General features: G+C 62.1%; 15 protein-coding genes. 9 read left to right on the plus strand and 6 right to left on the minus strand.

All coding sequences use genetic code 11. The features are described from left to right. Positions 1-62 precede the first annotated feature (62 nt). From KBZ08_RS00775 to KBZ08_RS00785, 3 genes are all read left to right on the plus strand, one after another. Entirely contained in the window at positions 63-1,805 is a 1,743-nt protein-coding gene (locus KBZ08_RS00775; RefSeq protein WP_254970599.1) for an ATP-dependent endonuclease, read from the plus strand. Positions 1,806-2,401: 596 nt separating this feature from the next. Further along, positions 2,402-5,104 (plus strand): DNA methyltransferase, encoded by a 2,703-nt coding sequence (locus tag KBZ08_RS00780; RefSeq protein WP_254970601.1) that lies wholly within the window; start codon positions 2,402-2,404, stop codon positions 5,102-5,104. A gap of 165 nt (positions 5,105-5,269) precedes the next feature. Further along, positions 5,270-5,464 carry a hypothetical protein gene (locus KBZ08_RS00785; RefSeq protein ID WP_254970603.1) on the plus strand — a complete coding sequence of 65 codons (195 nt, stop codon included), beginning with the start codon at positions 5,270-5,272 and terminating at the stop codon, positions 5,462-5,464. 132 nt (positions 5,465-5,596) lie between these two features. On the opposite strand, the gene KBZ08_RS00790 is transcribed toward KBZ08_RS00785, so the two are convergent. Beyond that, positions 5,597-6,559 carry an N-acetylmuramoyl-L-alanine amidase-like domain-containing protein gene (locus KBZ08_RS00790; RefSeq protein ID WP_254970605.1) on the minus strand — a complete coding sequence of 321 codons (963 nt, stop codon included), beginning with the start codon at positions 6,557-6,559 and terminating at the stop codon, positions 5,597-5,599. 36 nt (positions 6,560-6,595) lie between these two features. After that, the gene (locus KBZ08_RS00795; RefSeq protein WP_254970608.1) at positions 6,596-7,267 is read right to left on the minus strand and encodes an SDR family oxidoreductase; all 672 of its coding nucleotides are present in this window, start codon (positions 7,265-7,267) and stop codon (positions 6,596-6,598) included. A gap of 80 nt (positions 7,268-7,347) precedes the next feature. On the opposite strand from KBZ08_RS00795, the gene KBZ08_RS00800 reads away from it, so the two are divergent. Further along, positions 7,348-8,154, plus strand: a complete 807-nt coding sequence (locus KBZ08_RS00800; RefSeq protein WP_254970610.1) for a metal ABC transporter ATP-binding protein — start codon at positions 7,348-7,350, stop codon at positions 8,152-8,154. Here the strand turns inward: KBZ08_RS00800 and KBZ08_RS00805 are convergent. Both KBZ08_RS00805 and KBZ08_RS00810 read right to left on the minus strand, forming a co-directional pair. Then, positions 8,115-8,948, minus strand: a complete 834-nt coding sequence (locus KBZ08_RS00805; protein ID WP_254970612.1) for a peptidase — start codon at positions 8,946-8,948, stop codon at positions 8,115-8,117. The two genes, KBZ08_RS00800 and KBZ08_RS00805, sit on opposite strands and share 40 nt — an antisense overlap. Further along, positions 8,948-9,436 (minus strand): DUF2214 family protein, encoded by a 489-nt coding sequence (locus KBZ08_RS00810; RefSeq protein ID WP_106221517.1) that lies wholly within the window; start codon positions 9,434-9,436, stop codon positions 8,948-8,950. The genes KBZ08_RS00805 and KBZ08_RS00810 overlap by 1 nt, the downstream gene beginning before the upstream one ends. A 219-nt stretch (positions 9,437-9,655) precedes the next feature. On the opposite strand from KBZ08_RS00810, the gene KBZ08_RS00815 reads away from it, so the two are divergent. The 5 genes from KBZ08_RS00815 to KBZ08_RS00835 all read left to right on the plus strand — a co-directional run bounded on the left by KBZ08_RS00815 (position 9,656) and on the right by KBZ08_RS00835 (position 12,358). After that, positions 9,656-10,576, plus strand: a complete 921-nt coding sequence (locus KBZ08_RS00815; protein ID WP_106221515.1) for a sigma-70 family RNA polymerase sigma factor — start codon at positions 9,656-9,658, stop codon at positions 10,574-10,576. A gap of 97 nt (positions 10,577-10,673) precedes the next feature. Continuing rightward, positions 10,674-11,096, plus strand: coding sequence for a YkvA family protein (locus tag KBZ08_RS00820; RefSeq protein ID WP_254970615.1), 423 nt, complete (start codon positions 10,674-10,676; stop codon positions 11,094-11,096). Between the two features lie 9 nt (positions 11,097-11,105). Then, the gene (locus KBZ08_RS00825) at positions 11,106-11,447 is read left to right on the plus strand and encodes a hypothetical protein (RefSeq protein WP_106221510.1); all 342 of its coding nucleotides are present in this window, start codon (positions 11,106-11,108) and stop codon (positions 11,445-11,447) included. A gap of 90 nt (positions 11,448-11,537) precedes the next feature. Beyond that, positions 11,538-11,807, plus strand: coding sequence for a hypothetical protein (locus KBZ08_RS00830; RefSeq protein WP_254970617.1), 270 nt, complete (start codon positions 11,538-11,540; stop codon positions 11,805-11,807). Further along, entirely contained in the window at positions 11,807-12,358 is a 552-nt protein-coding gene (locus KBZ08_RS00835) for a phosphate-starvation-inducible PsiE family protein (protein WP_254970619.1), read from the plus strand. Before KBZ08_RS00830 ends, KBZ08_RS00835 begins: the two co-directional genes overlap by 1 nt. Here KBZ08_RS00835 and KBZ08_RS00840 read toward each other — a convergent pair. Together KBZ08_RS00840 and KBZ08_RS00845 are read right to left on the minus strand one after the other, a co-directional pair. After that, a complete protein-coding gene (locus tag KBZ08_RS00840) occupies positions 12,264-12,815 on the minus strand; it encodes a Nif11 domain/cupin domain-containing protein (RefSeq protein WP_254970620.1) in 552 nt (183 codons plus the stop codon). The genes KBZ08_RS00835 and KBZ08_RS00840 overlap by 95 nt on opposite strands. Before the next feature lie 17 nt (positions 12,816-12,832). Further along, complete coding sequence (locus KBZ08_RS00845) at positions 12,833-13,309, minus strand: GNAT family N-acetyltransferase (protein ID WP_106221502.1); 477 nt, start codon at positions 13,307-13,309, stop codon at positions 12,833-12,835. Positions 13,310-13,371 lie beyond the last annotated feature (62 nt).

Here is a 13,371-nt window from a genome sequence, read left to right on the forward strand (position 1 = left end):
CACTTCATGCTTTCAGCTCAGGGGCAGCGTTAGGCATACCCTGAGATCTATTGAGGATTGGCATGCGACTTCGTGAATTGCAGATCGAGAACTTTGGTTGCATTGGGAGCCCGGGCTACACCGTCGAGATCGACAACATCGTTGTCTTGATCGGCGCTAACAACGTAGGAAAGTCGACGGTTTTTGACGCCTACGAAGCGTTTGCTTCAATCGGCGCACCACTGAGTATCGAGCAGTTTCATAACTTAGATCCTGAGGTCGCCGTCGAGGTCCGTGCGAAGTTCACAGATTTGACTGAGGAAGATAAATCTGTTCTAGGTGGTGAAAAATGGGTCTTCGAGGACCAGGTCCTTGGCCCTGCGATCCACGTAAAGTTCCGATGGAGCGTCCCTGAAGAGCGCGGCAAGAAGTACTCATGGGACCCAGCATCAGAAGACTGGATTCTTGGAGGCGTCGGTGGCTGGGACACCCTAATCAAAAGCCGAATCCCTGTCCCAATGCGGGTACGCCCCAGCGACGACGCCTCTGATACCGAAGATAAAATCGTTGAGATCCTCACATCTGCCGTAAAGGAGTCCTTCAAGGCTCGGGAAAAGACCAATGATATCGAAGCGAAACTCAGAGATCTCAGCGAAGAGCTCTGTCAGGCATTTCTACCTGAAGTCGACCGGGTAACCGGGTTAGTCTCAGAGAAACTCGCCTCTGTATTTGCAGGCCATAAGGTGGAGTTTCAAGCAGACTTGGGCGAGGTAAAGCCAGAGAAGATCTTTGGCGCTGGATCCAAAGTCATTGTGACACCCCCAGCTGGCCAGTCAATCGCTCTCGGAAGGCAGGGTGCTGGTATGCAACGTACCTTCTTTTGGACTGCTTTAGGAACGCTTGCCGAAGTCGGCCACTATAAGTCAGGCAAGGCGCGGATAGATCCAGAGCGTCCACGAATCCTGCTTATGGAGGAACCAGAGGCGTTTCTTCATCCACCAATGATACGCTCGGCGCGGGAAAGCCTGTACGCGCTCGCGGAGACGGAGACATGGCAAGTCATCGCTTCGACACACTCGCCCATCTTCATCGATGTAGCCAAGCCACACACGACAATCGTCCGAGTAGATCGTGACGAAGGTGGTTCGAGCCGGGTGTTGTCGACTGAGCGTATTTCTTTCACCGAAGATGAACGAAAGAACCTCACTATGGTCCGGCTCTGTAATCCACTGGTATGCGAGTTCTTCTTTGCGGATCGAGCGGTCCTTGTAGAGGGTGAGACAGAGTCAATCGCACTGGCCTTCCTTCTGAATCGATCCGGAGATGCGCGATCCCAGGGTCTTGCGGTTGTAAATTGCATTGGAAAGGGCAATCTTCCGACCTTTGCGAGGATATTGAACCAGTTCGGCATGTCCTACTGCCTAATCCACGATTCAGATGCTCCACGTAGCCGTAGAAAGGGCTCGCTCATCCGCAACGGAATGTGGACAATTAACCAGCGAATCGCTGACGCGATAGCGGAATGTGCCGCAAATGGAGGTGATGCACACAGCATCTGCCACGTGCCAGATTTCGAGGGGTATTATTTTGGGACTTCATTGTCTGGAGATAAGCCGACTGCGTGCCAAGAACAACTTGCTCGCGACGACTTTGATACGGCCGATGAGCTTTCAAAACTCAGAGCGCTTGCTGAAACTGTACTCGACCCGAGGGCTTCGCCAATGCGTTGGGATACCCTCGACCAGCTAAAATCACGTGTCGAAGCGTGGGCTATTGAAGCGCAGCCTGATGATCCCGAGCTGTGGCAGCTCTCAGACGATGCCTAAAAGGTTCCACCGCTAGTATGCTTCCACTGCTCGAGATGTCCACAGCGTCCAGCTGGTTGGCAGGGATACAAGCTTCGCGAGATACGTACGAATGTTACCGCCTGCACAGCTTCTCTCTGTTAGGTTTGCGGTGATGAGCTACTTGTCAAGACAAAAATTCTTGACATCGTGATTCACGAAAACTTACTATATTGTATGAAATGGCTCTTGCCATTATCAATATTTCTATCCCTCTTGGCCCAGTTGATCAGCCCCTTGGAGGGCTTACCCATGTTTAGGGATAGTTGTTTTTTCCAAGAAAATGAGAAAATAGCCGCGGCCTGTACTGTATTCCAAATCCCAGCATTTATGAACCTGTCACCTGCTTTGAGATTCCCCAGCGCCCGTCGTCCACATCCCTTGCCTACTTGGCGACCGTCTTGGCTTTCTGTTTTTCAATTGAGAGTTTTGACTCCAGCGGGCAGTCATTTCCTTCTAGATCAGAGGTTTTATGATTACCATTTCCTTGAAGAACAGCTTTTTGGGGACGCGACACTTCGATTGCCAATCTTGACTCGAGATACATTTTGACATCAATACCGCCTATCTCGAGAGTCTTGTCTTGGGATGAGATCAAAAAGAACGCAGCTGAATTCGTCGCAGATTGGAAAAATGAGACTTCCGAGATGGCTGAAGCTCAGACTTTCTGGAACGAGTTTTTTCACATATTTGGACGAAAGCGTAGAGAGGTGGCTAGTTTCGAGAAGCGAGCCCAAATCATCTCCTCTGGCAAAAGTGGGCGACTTGATCTCTTCTGGCGTGGCGTCGTGGCAGCTGAGCACAAGTCGGCAGGAGAGGACATAGACCTCGCTGAAGCGCAGCTCTTTAATTATTCCATAGCGCTGGAAGACCTGCCACAGATCTATGTGATTTCTGATTTTCGAAATTTTAGAGTTATTGATGGAGAGTCGAACGCGACAGTGGACTTTCCACTAGCCAAGCTACTTGACCATATAACGCTTTTCGCGCCCATTGCAGGTTATCAAACACGAAGATTCAATCAACAAGAGCAGGCAAGCCACGAAGCCTCTGAGCTTCTTGGCTTACTTCACGACAGGCTTGAGGACAGCGGATACAAAGGCCATCCATTGCGTGTTCTGATCGTCAGATTGCTCTTTTGCGTCTTTGCAGACGATACCAATGTTTGGCGAAAGGGTCTCTTCCAAGACTTTCTCGAATACAGAACGGCAGAAGATGGTAGAGATTTGGGATCACAGCTCAATTTTCTCTTTCAAATTCTAAATCAGCCAGAGGAAGACAGGCAGTCAAATCTTGATGAAGACCTAGCTCTCTTCCCTTATATCAATGGTGGCCTTTTCGGTGAGACGATACCGATCGCCAACTTTTCTAGAGATGCTAAACTCCTTCTGCTGAAAGCATCGGAGTTTAATTGGTCATCCGTCTCGCCTGTCATCTTCGGATCTCTTTTCCAAAGCGTTAAAGATGATCGGGAGAGGAGGCAGTTCGGAGAGCATTACACATCTGAGGCTGATATTCTGAAGGTGGTTGATGCTCTGTTCATGAACAAGCTCAGAGAGAGATTGCGAAAAGCCGGGTCTGAGCCCGTAAAACTCAAGGCACTGCATACCCACATTGCATCCCTTCGGTTTCTAGATCCTGCCGCTGGTTGCGGCAACTTTCTGGCAGTGGCTTATCGGGGGCTTCGAGCCTTGGAGCGTGAGATTCTTGTCGCCCTCCACTCAAATCGAGGGAAGATCCAACGCGTAATTGATATTAAGCTTCTTGCATTGGTCAAGGTCGACCAGTTTTACGGGATTGAGCAAGATGAATTCCCTGCACGCATCGCCGAAACTGCGATGTATTTGGTAGACCATTTGGAAAACTTAGAGCTAGCCACGACATTTGGCCAATACTTTGCTCGTTTTCCGATCAAGGAGGAAGTAACCATTCGAGTTGGTAATGCTCTGAGAATCGACTGGAATGAAATCTTGCCATCTGAGGATAGTGACTTCGTCCTCGGGAACCCGCCGTTCGGCGGTCATAGGTATCGAACAAAGATACAATCACAAGAGCTTAAGGATTTATGGGGCCGTGATTACAACAAGCTTCTCGACTATGTAACCGGCTGGTATCGGAAAGCGGCCGACTACGCAGCAAATCAGAACGTTCGTATTGCATTCGTCTCTACAAACTCTATCTGCCAAGGTGAGCAAACCGCTTTGCTCTGGGGGCCACTCCTTTCAGCCGGCTATCGGATGGACTTTGCCTACCAAACGTTTGAATGGTCTTCTGAGGCCCGAGGTAAAGCCAATGTACATGTTGTAATCGTATCCTTTTCACATAAGGCCTGTGAAACTCGCCCCTCCGTGAAACTCTTGTATATCTATGATCCTGCAACTAGGATGACACACCCAGAGAAGGTGGAAAGTCTCAGCCCTTATCTAATCCCCGGGCCAGAAATCGTTGTTCCAAAGCTCAGTTCGCCTTTGTGTGAGGTAATGACTCCGATTCGATACGGGAGCCTTCCATCAGACGGAGGAGGGCTTGTCGTGAAGATGGAATCGCATTCAGAGGTCGACCAGCACGCAATGAAGTACCTGCGAAGATACGTCGGATCTAGTGAGTTGGTGAAAGGGTTGCCGCGATGGTGCCTCTGGATGCCTAACGGCCCTGATGCACAGGATGTGAAGAAGTCTGATTTTCTAAGGAAGCGTCTCGAGCTTGTTAGAAGAAATCGATCCGAGAGTGAGAATCCGGATACTCGCGAGTTGGCAAATGTGCCTTATCGCTTCTTTCATATCTCTGCACCAACTGGTAGATACATGGCATTGCCCGCTCAGGTGGGTGATTCGCGCCGCTGGTATACACCAGCCTATCTCGATGAAGATACGATTCCATCAAATACACTTTATTGGACGCCCGATCCGCATGGTCATCTTTTTGCAATTCTATCTTCAGAGATGTTCATGAGTTGGCTCCGTGGTATAGGAGGTAAAATAAAGTCTGATCCTCGTATCGGAAAGTCTGTCTATAACTCTTTCCCGCTTGGAGATCCTGGCTCGCTGGTCTTGAGTAGGCTTGCAGTGGCTGGGAAGGAGCTCTCTGTGACTCGAGAGAGATACTACGGCAAGTCGCTCGCAGATCTGTATGAAGCCGATTGCGTCCCTGCAGACGTTGTCGCGGCACATAAGCGGATCGACAGCATACTTGATAGGTATATGAAGTTCCTGAAGCGTGCGCCAACGCATGTCGATAGGCTTCAATTTCTACTTAAGCGGTACTCTGAAATTGCCACTTAGTCACCTCCAGCTTGTCACAGGCTATGGATTTGTAGCCCAACACACACCAGCTGGCGCTTACCCCAGCCGCTGTGTTGGTCAACCGGCCCCTGCTGAACCTCCTTGACTTGGCCGCACCCCTTGTTGACCATCCCTGGGAACCCTGTAGGCAGTTGCGCCTTTTCCATGCCTCTGACGACCGCCGACATCGGCATCCAGCTGCTGATGGACAGCACGGTGAGCCTGCAGGAGATCGAGGCCCGCATCACCGCACGGGTTTTTGCGGCGGTGCATCTCCCGGAGCGCGGGCCTGCGGTTCGAGCAGTACTGGAGCAGCTGCTGGAGGTGCTTGATGCGACGAGTCCGGATGGGGTCATCTGAAGAATTGGGTTGGTTCCAGCTCTGGTCTTTTCCTTGCTGGGTGTTTTCAAGTAGATGGGTCATGGACGGAATCTGGCGGTGATGACGGCCCTGCAATCAACTTCCTAGGCCATGCCGCTATTGAGGCGGGCCTCATTCGCCAGGCTTGACAGCACCCCCCACCCCTGGATTCGGCCTCGGCCGCCAAATCGCCACTCCGATCACATCCGGCACCCGGGCTGCGTATTTCTCGAAGTTCTCGCTGCGGATCACCCCCGCCCCCTCCGCCGCGTGGATCGCATCCACCACCCCGTCGCGCTTCTCCAGGAAGCCCACGTGAGTCACATCCAGCCCCGGCACCTTCGTCACCAGCGCGAAGATGTCGCCGTTGCGCAGCGACGGCAGCACCCCCGGCAGCGCCGCCAGCGGGATGTAGGGCTGCTGCAGCACCAGGTCCTTCTCCAGCTCGGTGATGCACTGTTTGTTGCGGGCCAGCTGCATCGGCTTGTAGCTGCTGATGTGGTTGCTCATGAAATTGAGCGCCACGGTGCGCTTGCTGGCCCCCGGCAGGAACGGGGTGAGGTTCACCACGTAGCCGTTGCGTTCGGCCGCTTCGGCCCAGCGGCTGAAGTAATGCTGCCGCCGGCAGTAGTCCACCTCGCCGTTCACGTAGCGCAGCCGCCGCACGTGCTGGCTGAAGCGCTCCATCCCTTCGTCCAGGGTGTCCACCTTGCGGCTGTTGCTCAGTGCCAGCAGCTGCTCCACGAACAGGAAGCAGTCGAAGGTGGTGAGATCCAGCACCAGCTGCTCCCTCGGGCCGCCATCGAGGGAGAACCCCTTGAAGGGGTAGTCGAGGAAGCGCCGCGCTAGCTGCACCAGCGCCTGGTTCATCGGTGCCCAGGCGGTGGCGTCGATCGCCTCCATCGCCAGCACCCGCGTCTCCCCCACGAATTTCGGCGTGGCATCCCCCAGGGCCACCCCCCCCGGCAGGGGAGGCAAGGCGGCCACCCCGGGGGTGGCGGGGGTGGCGTGGCGCAGCAGCAGGTTGGCCGCCGCAAAGCTCGCCCCGGCGGTGATCAGCACCGTCAACACCAGCAGGAGAGTGGGTTTGCGCATCCAGCCGCCACCGCCCCGGCGACCCTACAGCCGCCCTCAGGCGGCGCTGCTCGCAAGCCACTCCGCCAGCGGCACGGCCGGTTGCTCGGGGCTGCTGGTGATCTCGATGATGCGGCCGATCGCCGCCGGGCTCTCCACCGCATCCAGGCACACCCGCGCCACCAGCCGCCGCGGAATGCTGTCGCTCTCCTGCTGGTCGGGCCCGCTGAAGCGGATGCCTTCGGCCTCGATCCCTTCTTCTGTTTCCTTCAGTCCACCGGGGCGCACCACCGTCCACTCCAGGCCGCTGGCCGCCAGCCAGCGTTCCCCCACCCCCTTCCACACCAGGATCAGCCCGAACAGGTTGAGCGGGTGCAGCCAGCGGCCGCTGCACAGGGAGCTCACCAGCACCACCCGCGTCACGCCGGCGGCCTTGCAGGCAGCGATCTGGGGCCGCATCGCCAGGGCATCCACCTTCAGCGGCCCGGCCAGATCCACCGACGGCCTTGCTCCGGTGGCGATCACCAGCGCGTCGCAGCCCTCCAGGGCCGCCCCGAGGGCCTCCGTATCCCCCAGCTCCAGCCGCACCAGCTCCGCCCCCTCCAGCCCCGGCGGCACCTCGGAGCTCGGCCGCAGGATTGCCTTCACCCGCCAGCCCCGGCCCAGGGCCTCTGCCACCACCCGCCAGCCCGTCTTGCCTGAAGCTCCGGTCACGGCGAGGCAGGTCATGGCAGGGGGAGGGGCGCAGCGTTGAGGCCCCATTCTCGGCGGCGGCGGCCGGCCGTGGGGCTTCTGGGTAGGCTGCTGGGATGGCCGAAATGGTTCTCGAAGTCAGCCACCTGAGCGTGCGGCGCGAGGGTGTCACGGCCGTCGATGACGTCAGCTTCCAGCTGCAGGCCGAGTCCGACACGGCCCTGGTGGGCCCCAACGGCGCCGGCAAAAGCACCCTGGTGCAGGCCATCCTCGGCATCCTGCCCCGCCAGGCCGGTGAGGTGCGCTTCCTCGGCTGCAGCCTCGGCAGCCGCGGCCAGCTGCCGCGCGAGCTGCGGGCCCGGCTCGCCTACCTGCCCCAGACCCTGATCCCCCGCGGCCGCTTCCCGCTCACCGTGGCCGAGTTCGTCGGCCTGGGCTGGGATCCGCCGGGCCTGGCCCTCCCCTGGCTGGGCCGCGAGGCCCGTCGCAGCGCCGTCCGCGCCGCCCTGCGCAAGACCCTCTGCGCCGACCTGGCCGATCGTCTGCTGTCGGAGCTCTCCGGCGGCCAGCTCAAGCGTGTCCTGCTGGCCTCCTGCGTGGTGCGTCCCCGCCGCCTGCTGGTGCTTGATGAGGCCCAGGCCGGCCTCGACGCCCGCGCCGCCGAACAGTTCCACACCCTCCTCTATCAGCTCCGCCGCAGCGAGGGCTGGACGATCCTGCAGGTCTCCCACGATCTGGAGATGGTGCGCCGCACCTGCGACGGCGTGCTCTGCCTCAACCGCAGCCTCCGCTGCCACGGCACCCCCGACCACGCCCTCAGCCCCTCCCGGCTCGAGCAGATCTACGGCCTCGGTTTCGTTCCCTACCACCACCGGCATCCTGCTCAGCGGCCCTCACCCCCCGAGGAGGCCCCGCCAGGCTGAGTGGGCACCGCCGCCGTCGGCAGTGGCCGGCCAAAGTCGGTGGGCTGCTGGTAGAGCCACCGAACGGTGGCCCGATCCCGCGGGCTGAGCGCCAGCACCGGTCGGGGGCCCGGCACCGCCGCCATCGCATCGGCCGGATCGTCGCTGTGGCCCCACAGTCCGAAGGCATGGCCCAGCTCGTGCAGCGCCGTGGCTTCGGTGGCCTCCGGCCGCTGCCCCGGGCTGATCAGCACCCGCACCTGGGGCTCCAGGATCCAGCCCGCGCCCCGATCCACCGCCAGCACCGCCAGCTCGGCCCGGCCATGGCTGGCCCGGGTGCGGCCGGAGGCTTCCCTGAGCAGGGGCGGCCGGCGCCTCAGGATCCGTACCTGGGCCGCCGCCGGATCCGCCACCCGGGTGATCGCCAGCTCCTGCCCCCAGGTCCCCAGGGCCCGCTCCACCGCGCCGAGCCAGCGCTCGTCCCACATCCGGGCGGGCCCGTCGCTGGCCGCCGGCTCCACCCAGACGCACCAGTGATCGAGGCGGGCCCAGCCCAGGGGCGTCGGCCGCAGCCACTGGCGGTAGTCCGTGGCGCCCGCCTGGGCAGCAGCCGGGGCGGCTGCGGTGGCGATCGGCGTTGCGGCCCCAGGGCGGCTGGGTTCCATCGGCCGGATGGCCCGGCCGGGGGCACAGGTGGGGCCGGTGGCGGCTGTTGGGGCGTTGGGGGCCGCCACTGCCGCCAGGCGCAGCGACGGCAGCAGCAGGGCCGCCGCGGCGCCTCCCAGCACCAGCCGGAGCCGCCAGCGCCGGCCCATCAGCCCGCCAGTCCGACGCCGCGGGCCATCAGGGCCGCCATCAGCGGAATGGCGGCGAAGCCCGCCAGCTCGATGTTCAGCACCCAGCGCAGCCGGTTGGCCAGGGCCTCGCTCACCTTCGGCAGCTCCCCCTTGCGCAGGGGGATGGCCCAGAGGATGTAGGTGATGGTGGGGTACAGCGACAGGGCGCCCACCGCCAGATAGGTGCCCACCTTCCACCAGAACAGGGGGTTCTCGGTGTAGAAGGTCGAACCCTGGCCGAAGTACAGCACCCGCAGGATGCCGCTGAGCAGCACCCCCAGGGCGGCCAGGCCGTAGGTCACGTCCGTGATCACCATCAGGATCGCGTCCTTGCGGTCAGGGTCGGGCCGGATCAGGCGCCGCTCCAGCACCAGGGCCCCGAAGCAGACCATGAAGCTCAGGTAGTGGACGTAGGCCACTCCGGCGCTGGAGAGCACCTCGGAGGGGATGGAGAGAAGCCCGGCCATCGGCTGGAGTCAGGTGATCGCCCCGGACGGTAGCGGCTGGCTTCCGCTCACCGGGAACCCTGGGCAGCCCTGGAAAGAGGAAATCAGCACAAATTATGGAAACAACGGACGCTGGAGGGCGTCGTATGTGGAAGCCGCAACGGAACACTGAAGGCTTTCTGTTCGTTTCAGGAACATCCAGAAACAACCCTAGGTTCGACACAGCGATTCGGATGCTCCATGGCGAGTTCCCTCAGTGCCTTTCTCGGCGAGATCGGCCGTCACCAGCTGCTTACCCCTGAGCAGGAGCTCACCCTCGGGCGAAAAGTGCAGGCGATGGTGAGCCTCAACGAGCGTTGCGCCCAGGCCGGCGGCAGCGGCCCGGCCTGCGAATTCGATGATCTTGAGAAGCGCACCCTGCGCAACGGGGAGCGTGCAAAACAGCAAATGGTGACAGCCAACCTGCGGCTCGTCGTCAACCTCGCCAAGCGTTATCAAGGCAAGGGGCTGGATCTGCTTGACCTCATCCAGGAAGGCACGATCGGTCTGACCCGCGCGGTCGAGAAGTTCGACCCCACCCGCGGTCACCGTTTCAGCACCTATGCCTACTGGTGGATCCGCCAGGGCCTCAACCGTGCCCTCTCCACCCAGAGCCGCACGATCCGCATTCCGGTCAACGTCAACGAGAAACTCACCCGGCTGCGGGCCGCCAAGGCCCGCCACCTCCAGTCCCACGGCTCCTCCCCCAACGCCGCCGAGCTGGCCACCGCCATGGGGCTGCCCGTGGCCGAGGTGGAGGATCTGCTGGGCTGCGAGCTTCGCAGCGTCACCGTGAGCCTGCAGGGGGCCGTGCGCTCCAAGGCCGATCCCTCCGAGCTGGTCGACGTGCTGCCCAGCAACGAGCCGGCGCCGATGGAGCGGGCCGAGCAGGCCGAGCGCACCGAGTCGGTCTGGACGCTCCTGGAGAAGTCCAACCTCACCCCCAAGGAACGCACGGTGGTGATGCTGCGCTTCGGGCTCGACGGCAGCCACGAGTGGCGCACCCTGGCCGAGGTGGCCCGTCAGCTGGAGTGCAGCCGCGAGTACTGCCGCCAGGTGGTGCAGCGTGCCCTGCGCAAGCTCCGCAAGACCGGCATCGAGAGCGGCCTGGTCGAGGAGTGAAGGGTGGGGGATCCGCCCCTCGTCCACCCACCTCCAGCGCCCGCAGAATGACCTCACGCCCGTCCTGTGGCGTGTCCCTCCTCCCGAGCAGATTGCCATGGCTGGTGCCCCTTCGGCCACTGCCTTTTCTGACCAGGCCGCCGCTCATCAGAGCGGCGCCGGCCACGACCCCGTAGATGCCGAGGTGCTCGAGAGTTCGGTGGTCGACGAGGCCCTGCTGGTGCGGCTGCTGCGCCGCGCCGGCCGCACCATCGCCCGTCCGGCCTTCGAGTGCCTGGAGCTGCTGCTTGATGGCGGCACGCCGCCCCAGGTGCGCCTGACCGTCCTGGCGGCCCTCACCTACCTGCTGCTGCCCCTCGATGTGATCCCCGATTTCATCCCGGCGGCCGGCTTCAGCGACGACATGGTGGCCCTCACCGCCCTGCTGGGGCTGTGCGGCACCCATCGCACCCCGGCGATCCGCGCCCGGGCCCAGAGCCGGCTCGACCGCTGGTTTCCCCTGTCCCGCCGGCAGGGGTAGGGTCCGGCGATGCCCGCCTCCGCCCCCACCCTCAGCCCGGAGCAGCTCGATGAGCTGCAGAGCCTCCTCAAGGACTGGCTGCGCCTCAGTGGCCGCACCCAGTCCGACCTGCGGCGGGCCCTGCGGGCCGGTTCGATCCGCATGCCGGTGCTGATCGACGAACTGCATCGCACCTACTGCCGCGAGGGGGCGGCCGGTCTGGCGGAACGGCTCTGTGCCATCGAGGCCGGTTGGCTCTGCGAGGAGCCCGGCGGCGCTGCGGATTCCGCTGGAGACGATGGCCTGCTCCAGGATTCGATGGGACAGCTCGACCTGCTGCTGCAGGAGATCCGGGCGGACGGCGGGGCCTGAACGGCCTGGCCATCCGTGCTGGCGGGCCAGGCGACCAGCCTCCAGAGTGGGGGCTGAACGATCCTGCGGCCCCTGCCGACGCCCACCGCCATGAACGCCTCCGCCGTCTCCCGCCGCGTCCTTCCCTGGTCCATGGGGGCCGCCGCCGCCCTGGTCAGTGGTCTCTGCTTTTCCCCCGCGGCCCAGGCCCAGGTGGAGTCCTTCATGCTCAAGCGCGGTGGCAATGTGGGCCCGGAAACCCAGATCAAGCCCACCAACTGCGTCACAGGGCCGGACGGCTCCGTCACCTGCGACACGGTGATCGAGAATCCCCCCAGTGACACACCGGCCCAGCCGAACTTCCAGCCCTTCAAGAACTGATGCGACGTCTGCAGCGGATTTTCCAGGACAAGCCCTTCCTCCACCTGATTGACCGGGGTGAGCGCCTGGTGGCCAAGCTCCTGGCCGTGATGCTGTTCCTGGTCCTGGTGGTGGCCGCCCTCAAGTTCTCCGTTGAACTGCTCTTCCAGCTGGTCGATCCCGCCGTGCGCTGGGAGGGGGAGGGGCTCATCGCCGTGCTGGGCGATCTGCTCAACCTGCTGATCGCCATCGAGGTGCTGCAGAACATCACCTCCTACCTGCGCCGCCACGTGGTGCAGATCGAGCTGGTGCTGCTCACGGCGATCACCGCCGTGGCCCGGAAGGTGATCGTGCTGCCTCCGAATGCCGAGAACAAGCCGATGCTGGTGGTGGGCCTGGGGGTGGCCGTGCTGTGCCTGGCGGCCGCCTTCTGGATGGTGCGCCAGGTCAATGAGCGGGAGGCGATTGAGCGGGAGGTCAGGGAACGGGAAGAGCTGGCCAGAAGAGGGCCAGCCAGATCGTTCCAGGCGGCGGGTCACTCGCCAGCAGTCGGTGCCGACGGCCCGCACTGATCAGCAGGGCATCACCGCAGGCGAGGGCATGGGGTTCGGCCTCATCGGCAAACTGCAATGTGGCGCTCCCCTGAAGCAGCACCACCCACTCATCGTCCGCCTGGTCGTACCAGAAGCCCTCGGGGCTGCGGGCGTTGCACGAGTGAATCCGCTCCAGCCGCAGCTGGGGGGTCTGCAGCAGCACGGTGGTGACCTCCTCCCCGTCGGCGGGGCAGGGGCTCCGCACCAGGGAGGCCCCGCCATCCGCCGCGTCGGCCGCGGGCCCCTCTTCCGGCGGCGTCTCCCCCCAGCGGCGGCCGATCTCGAAGCCGCGGGAGCGGGCCAGGGCCACCACCTGATGGTGGTCACCGCAGTCCCGCAGGGCCTGGCGCAGGGCGGGGTCGGCCTCGCTCAGGGCCACGAAGGCCTGGAGCTGGCGCACCTTCTCCAGGAACTGCTGCAGCTGGGCTTCGGCCATCGGGCGCAGGACGGGCGTCAGAGCAGATCCTTGCCCATCCGCCAGCGCAGGAACGCCACGCCGCCGAGCGTCACCGTCTCCTCGGCGTCCACCACCCAGCCCCGCCGCTCCAGCAGGGGCCTGGAGAGCTGGCTGGCCTCGGTGCGCAGGCGAGCCACCCCCCGCGAGCGGGCGTGCCCTTCCAGGGCCTCCAGCAGGGCGCTGGCCCGCCCCTGGCGACTCGAGCGGCCCCGGCAGTAGAGCAGGGCGAGCCGGTCGACGGGATCGAGAAGGGCAAATGCCTCGATGATCGTGTCGTCATGGTGGGTGGTGCTCACCAACCCATGGCCGCGTAGCAATGACGACCGGAAGTCATCATTGCGACCGGCCTGTTGTGACCAGGCCTCGATCTGCGACGGGCTGTAGAGGTTCCCGGCCTGGCTGATGACCGCTTCGTGATAAACGGCGATCAGCTGCTGGCAATCATCGGGACGCAGAGGACGGATCGGCAGCATCGAGGCGGTCGTTGTGCATTGATGGTGGCCGCTATCGGCGGAAGGCTGATCGCGCTGGTGTA

Source organism: Cyanobium sp. Candia 9D4, from assembly GCF_024346155.1.
GTDB classification, from domain to species: Bacteria; Cyanobacteriota; Cyanobacteriia; order PCC-6307; family Cyanobiaceae; genus Cyanobium; species Cyanobium minutissimum.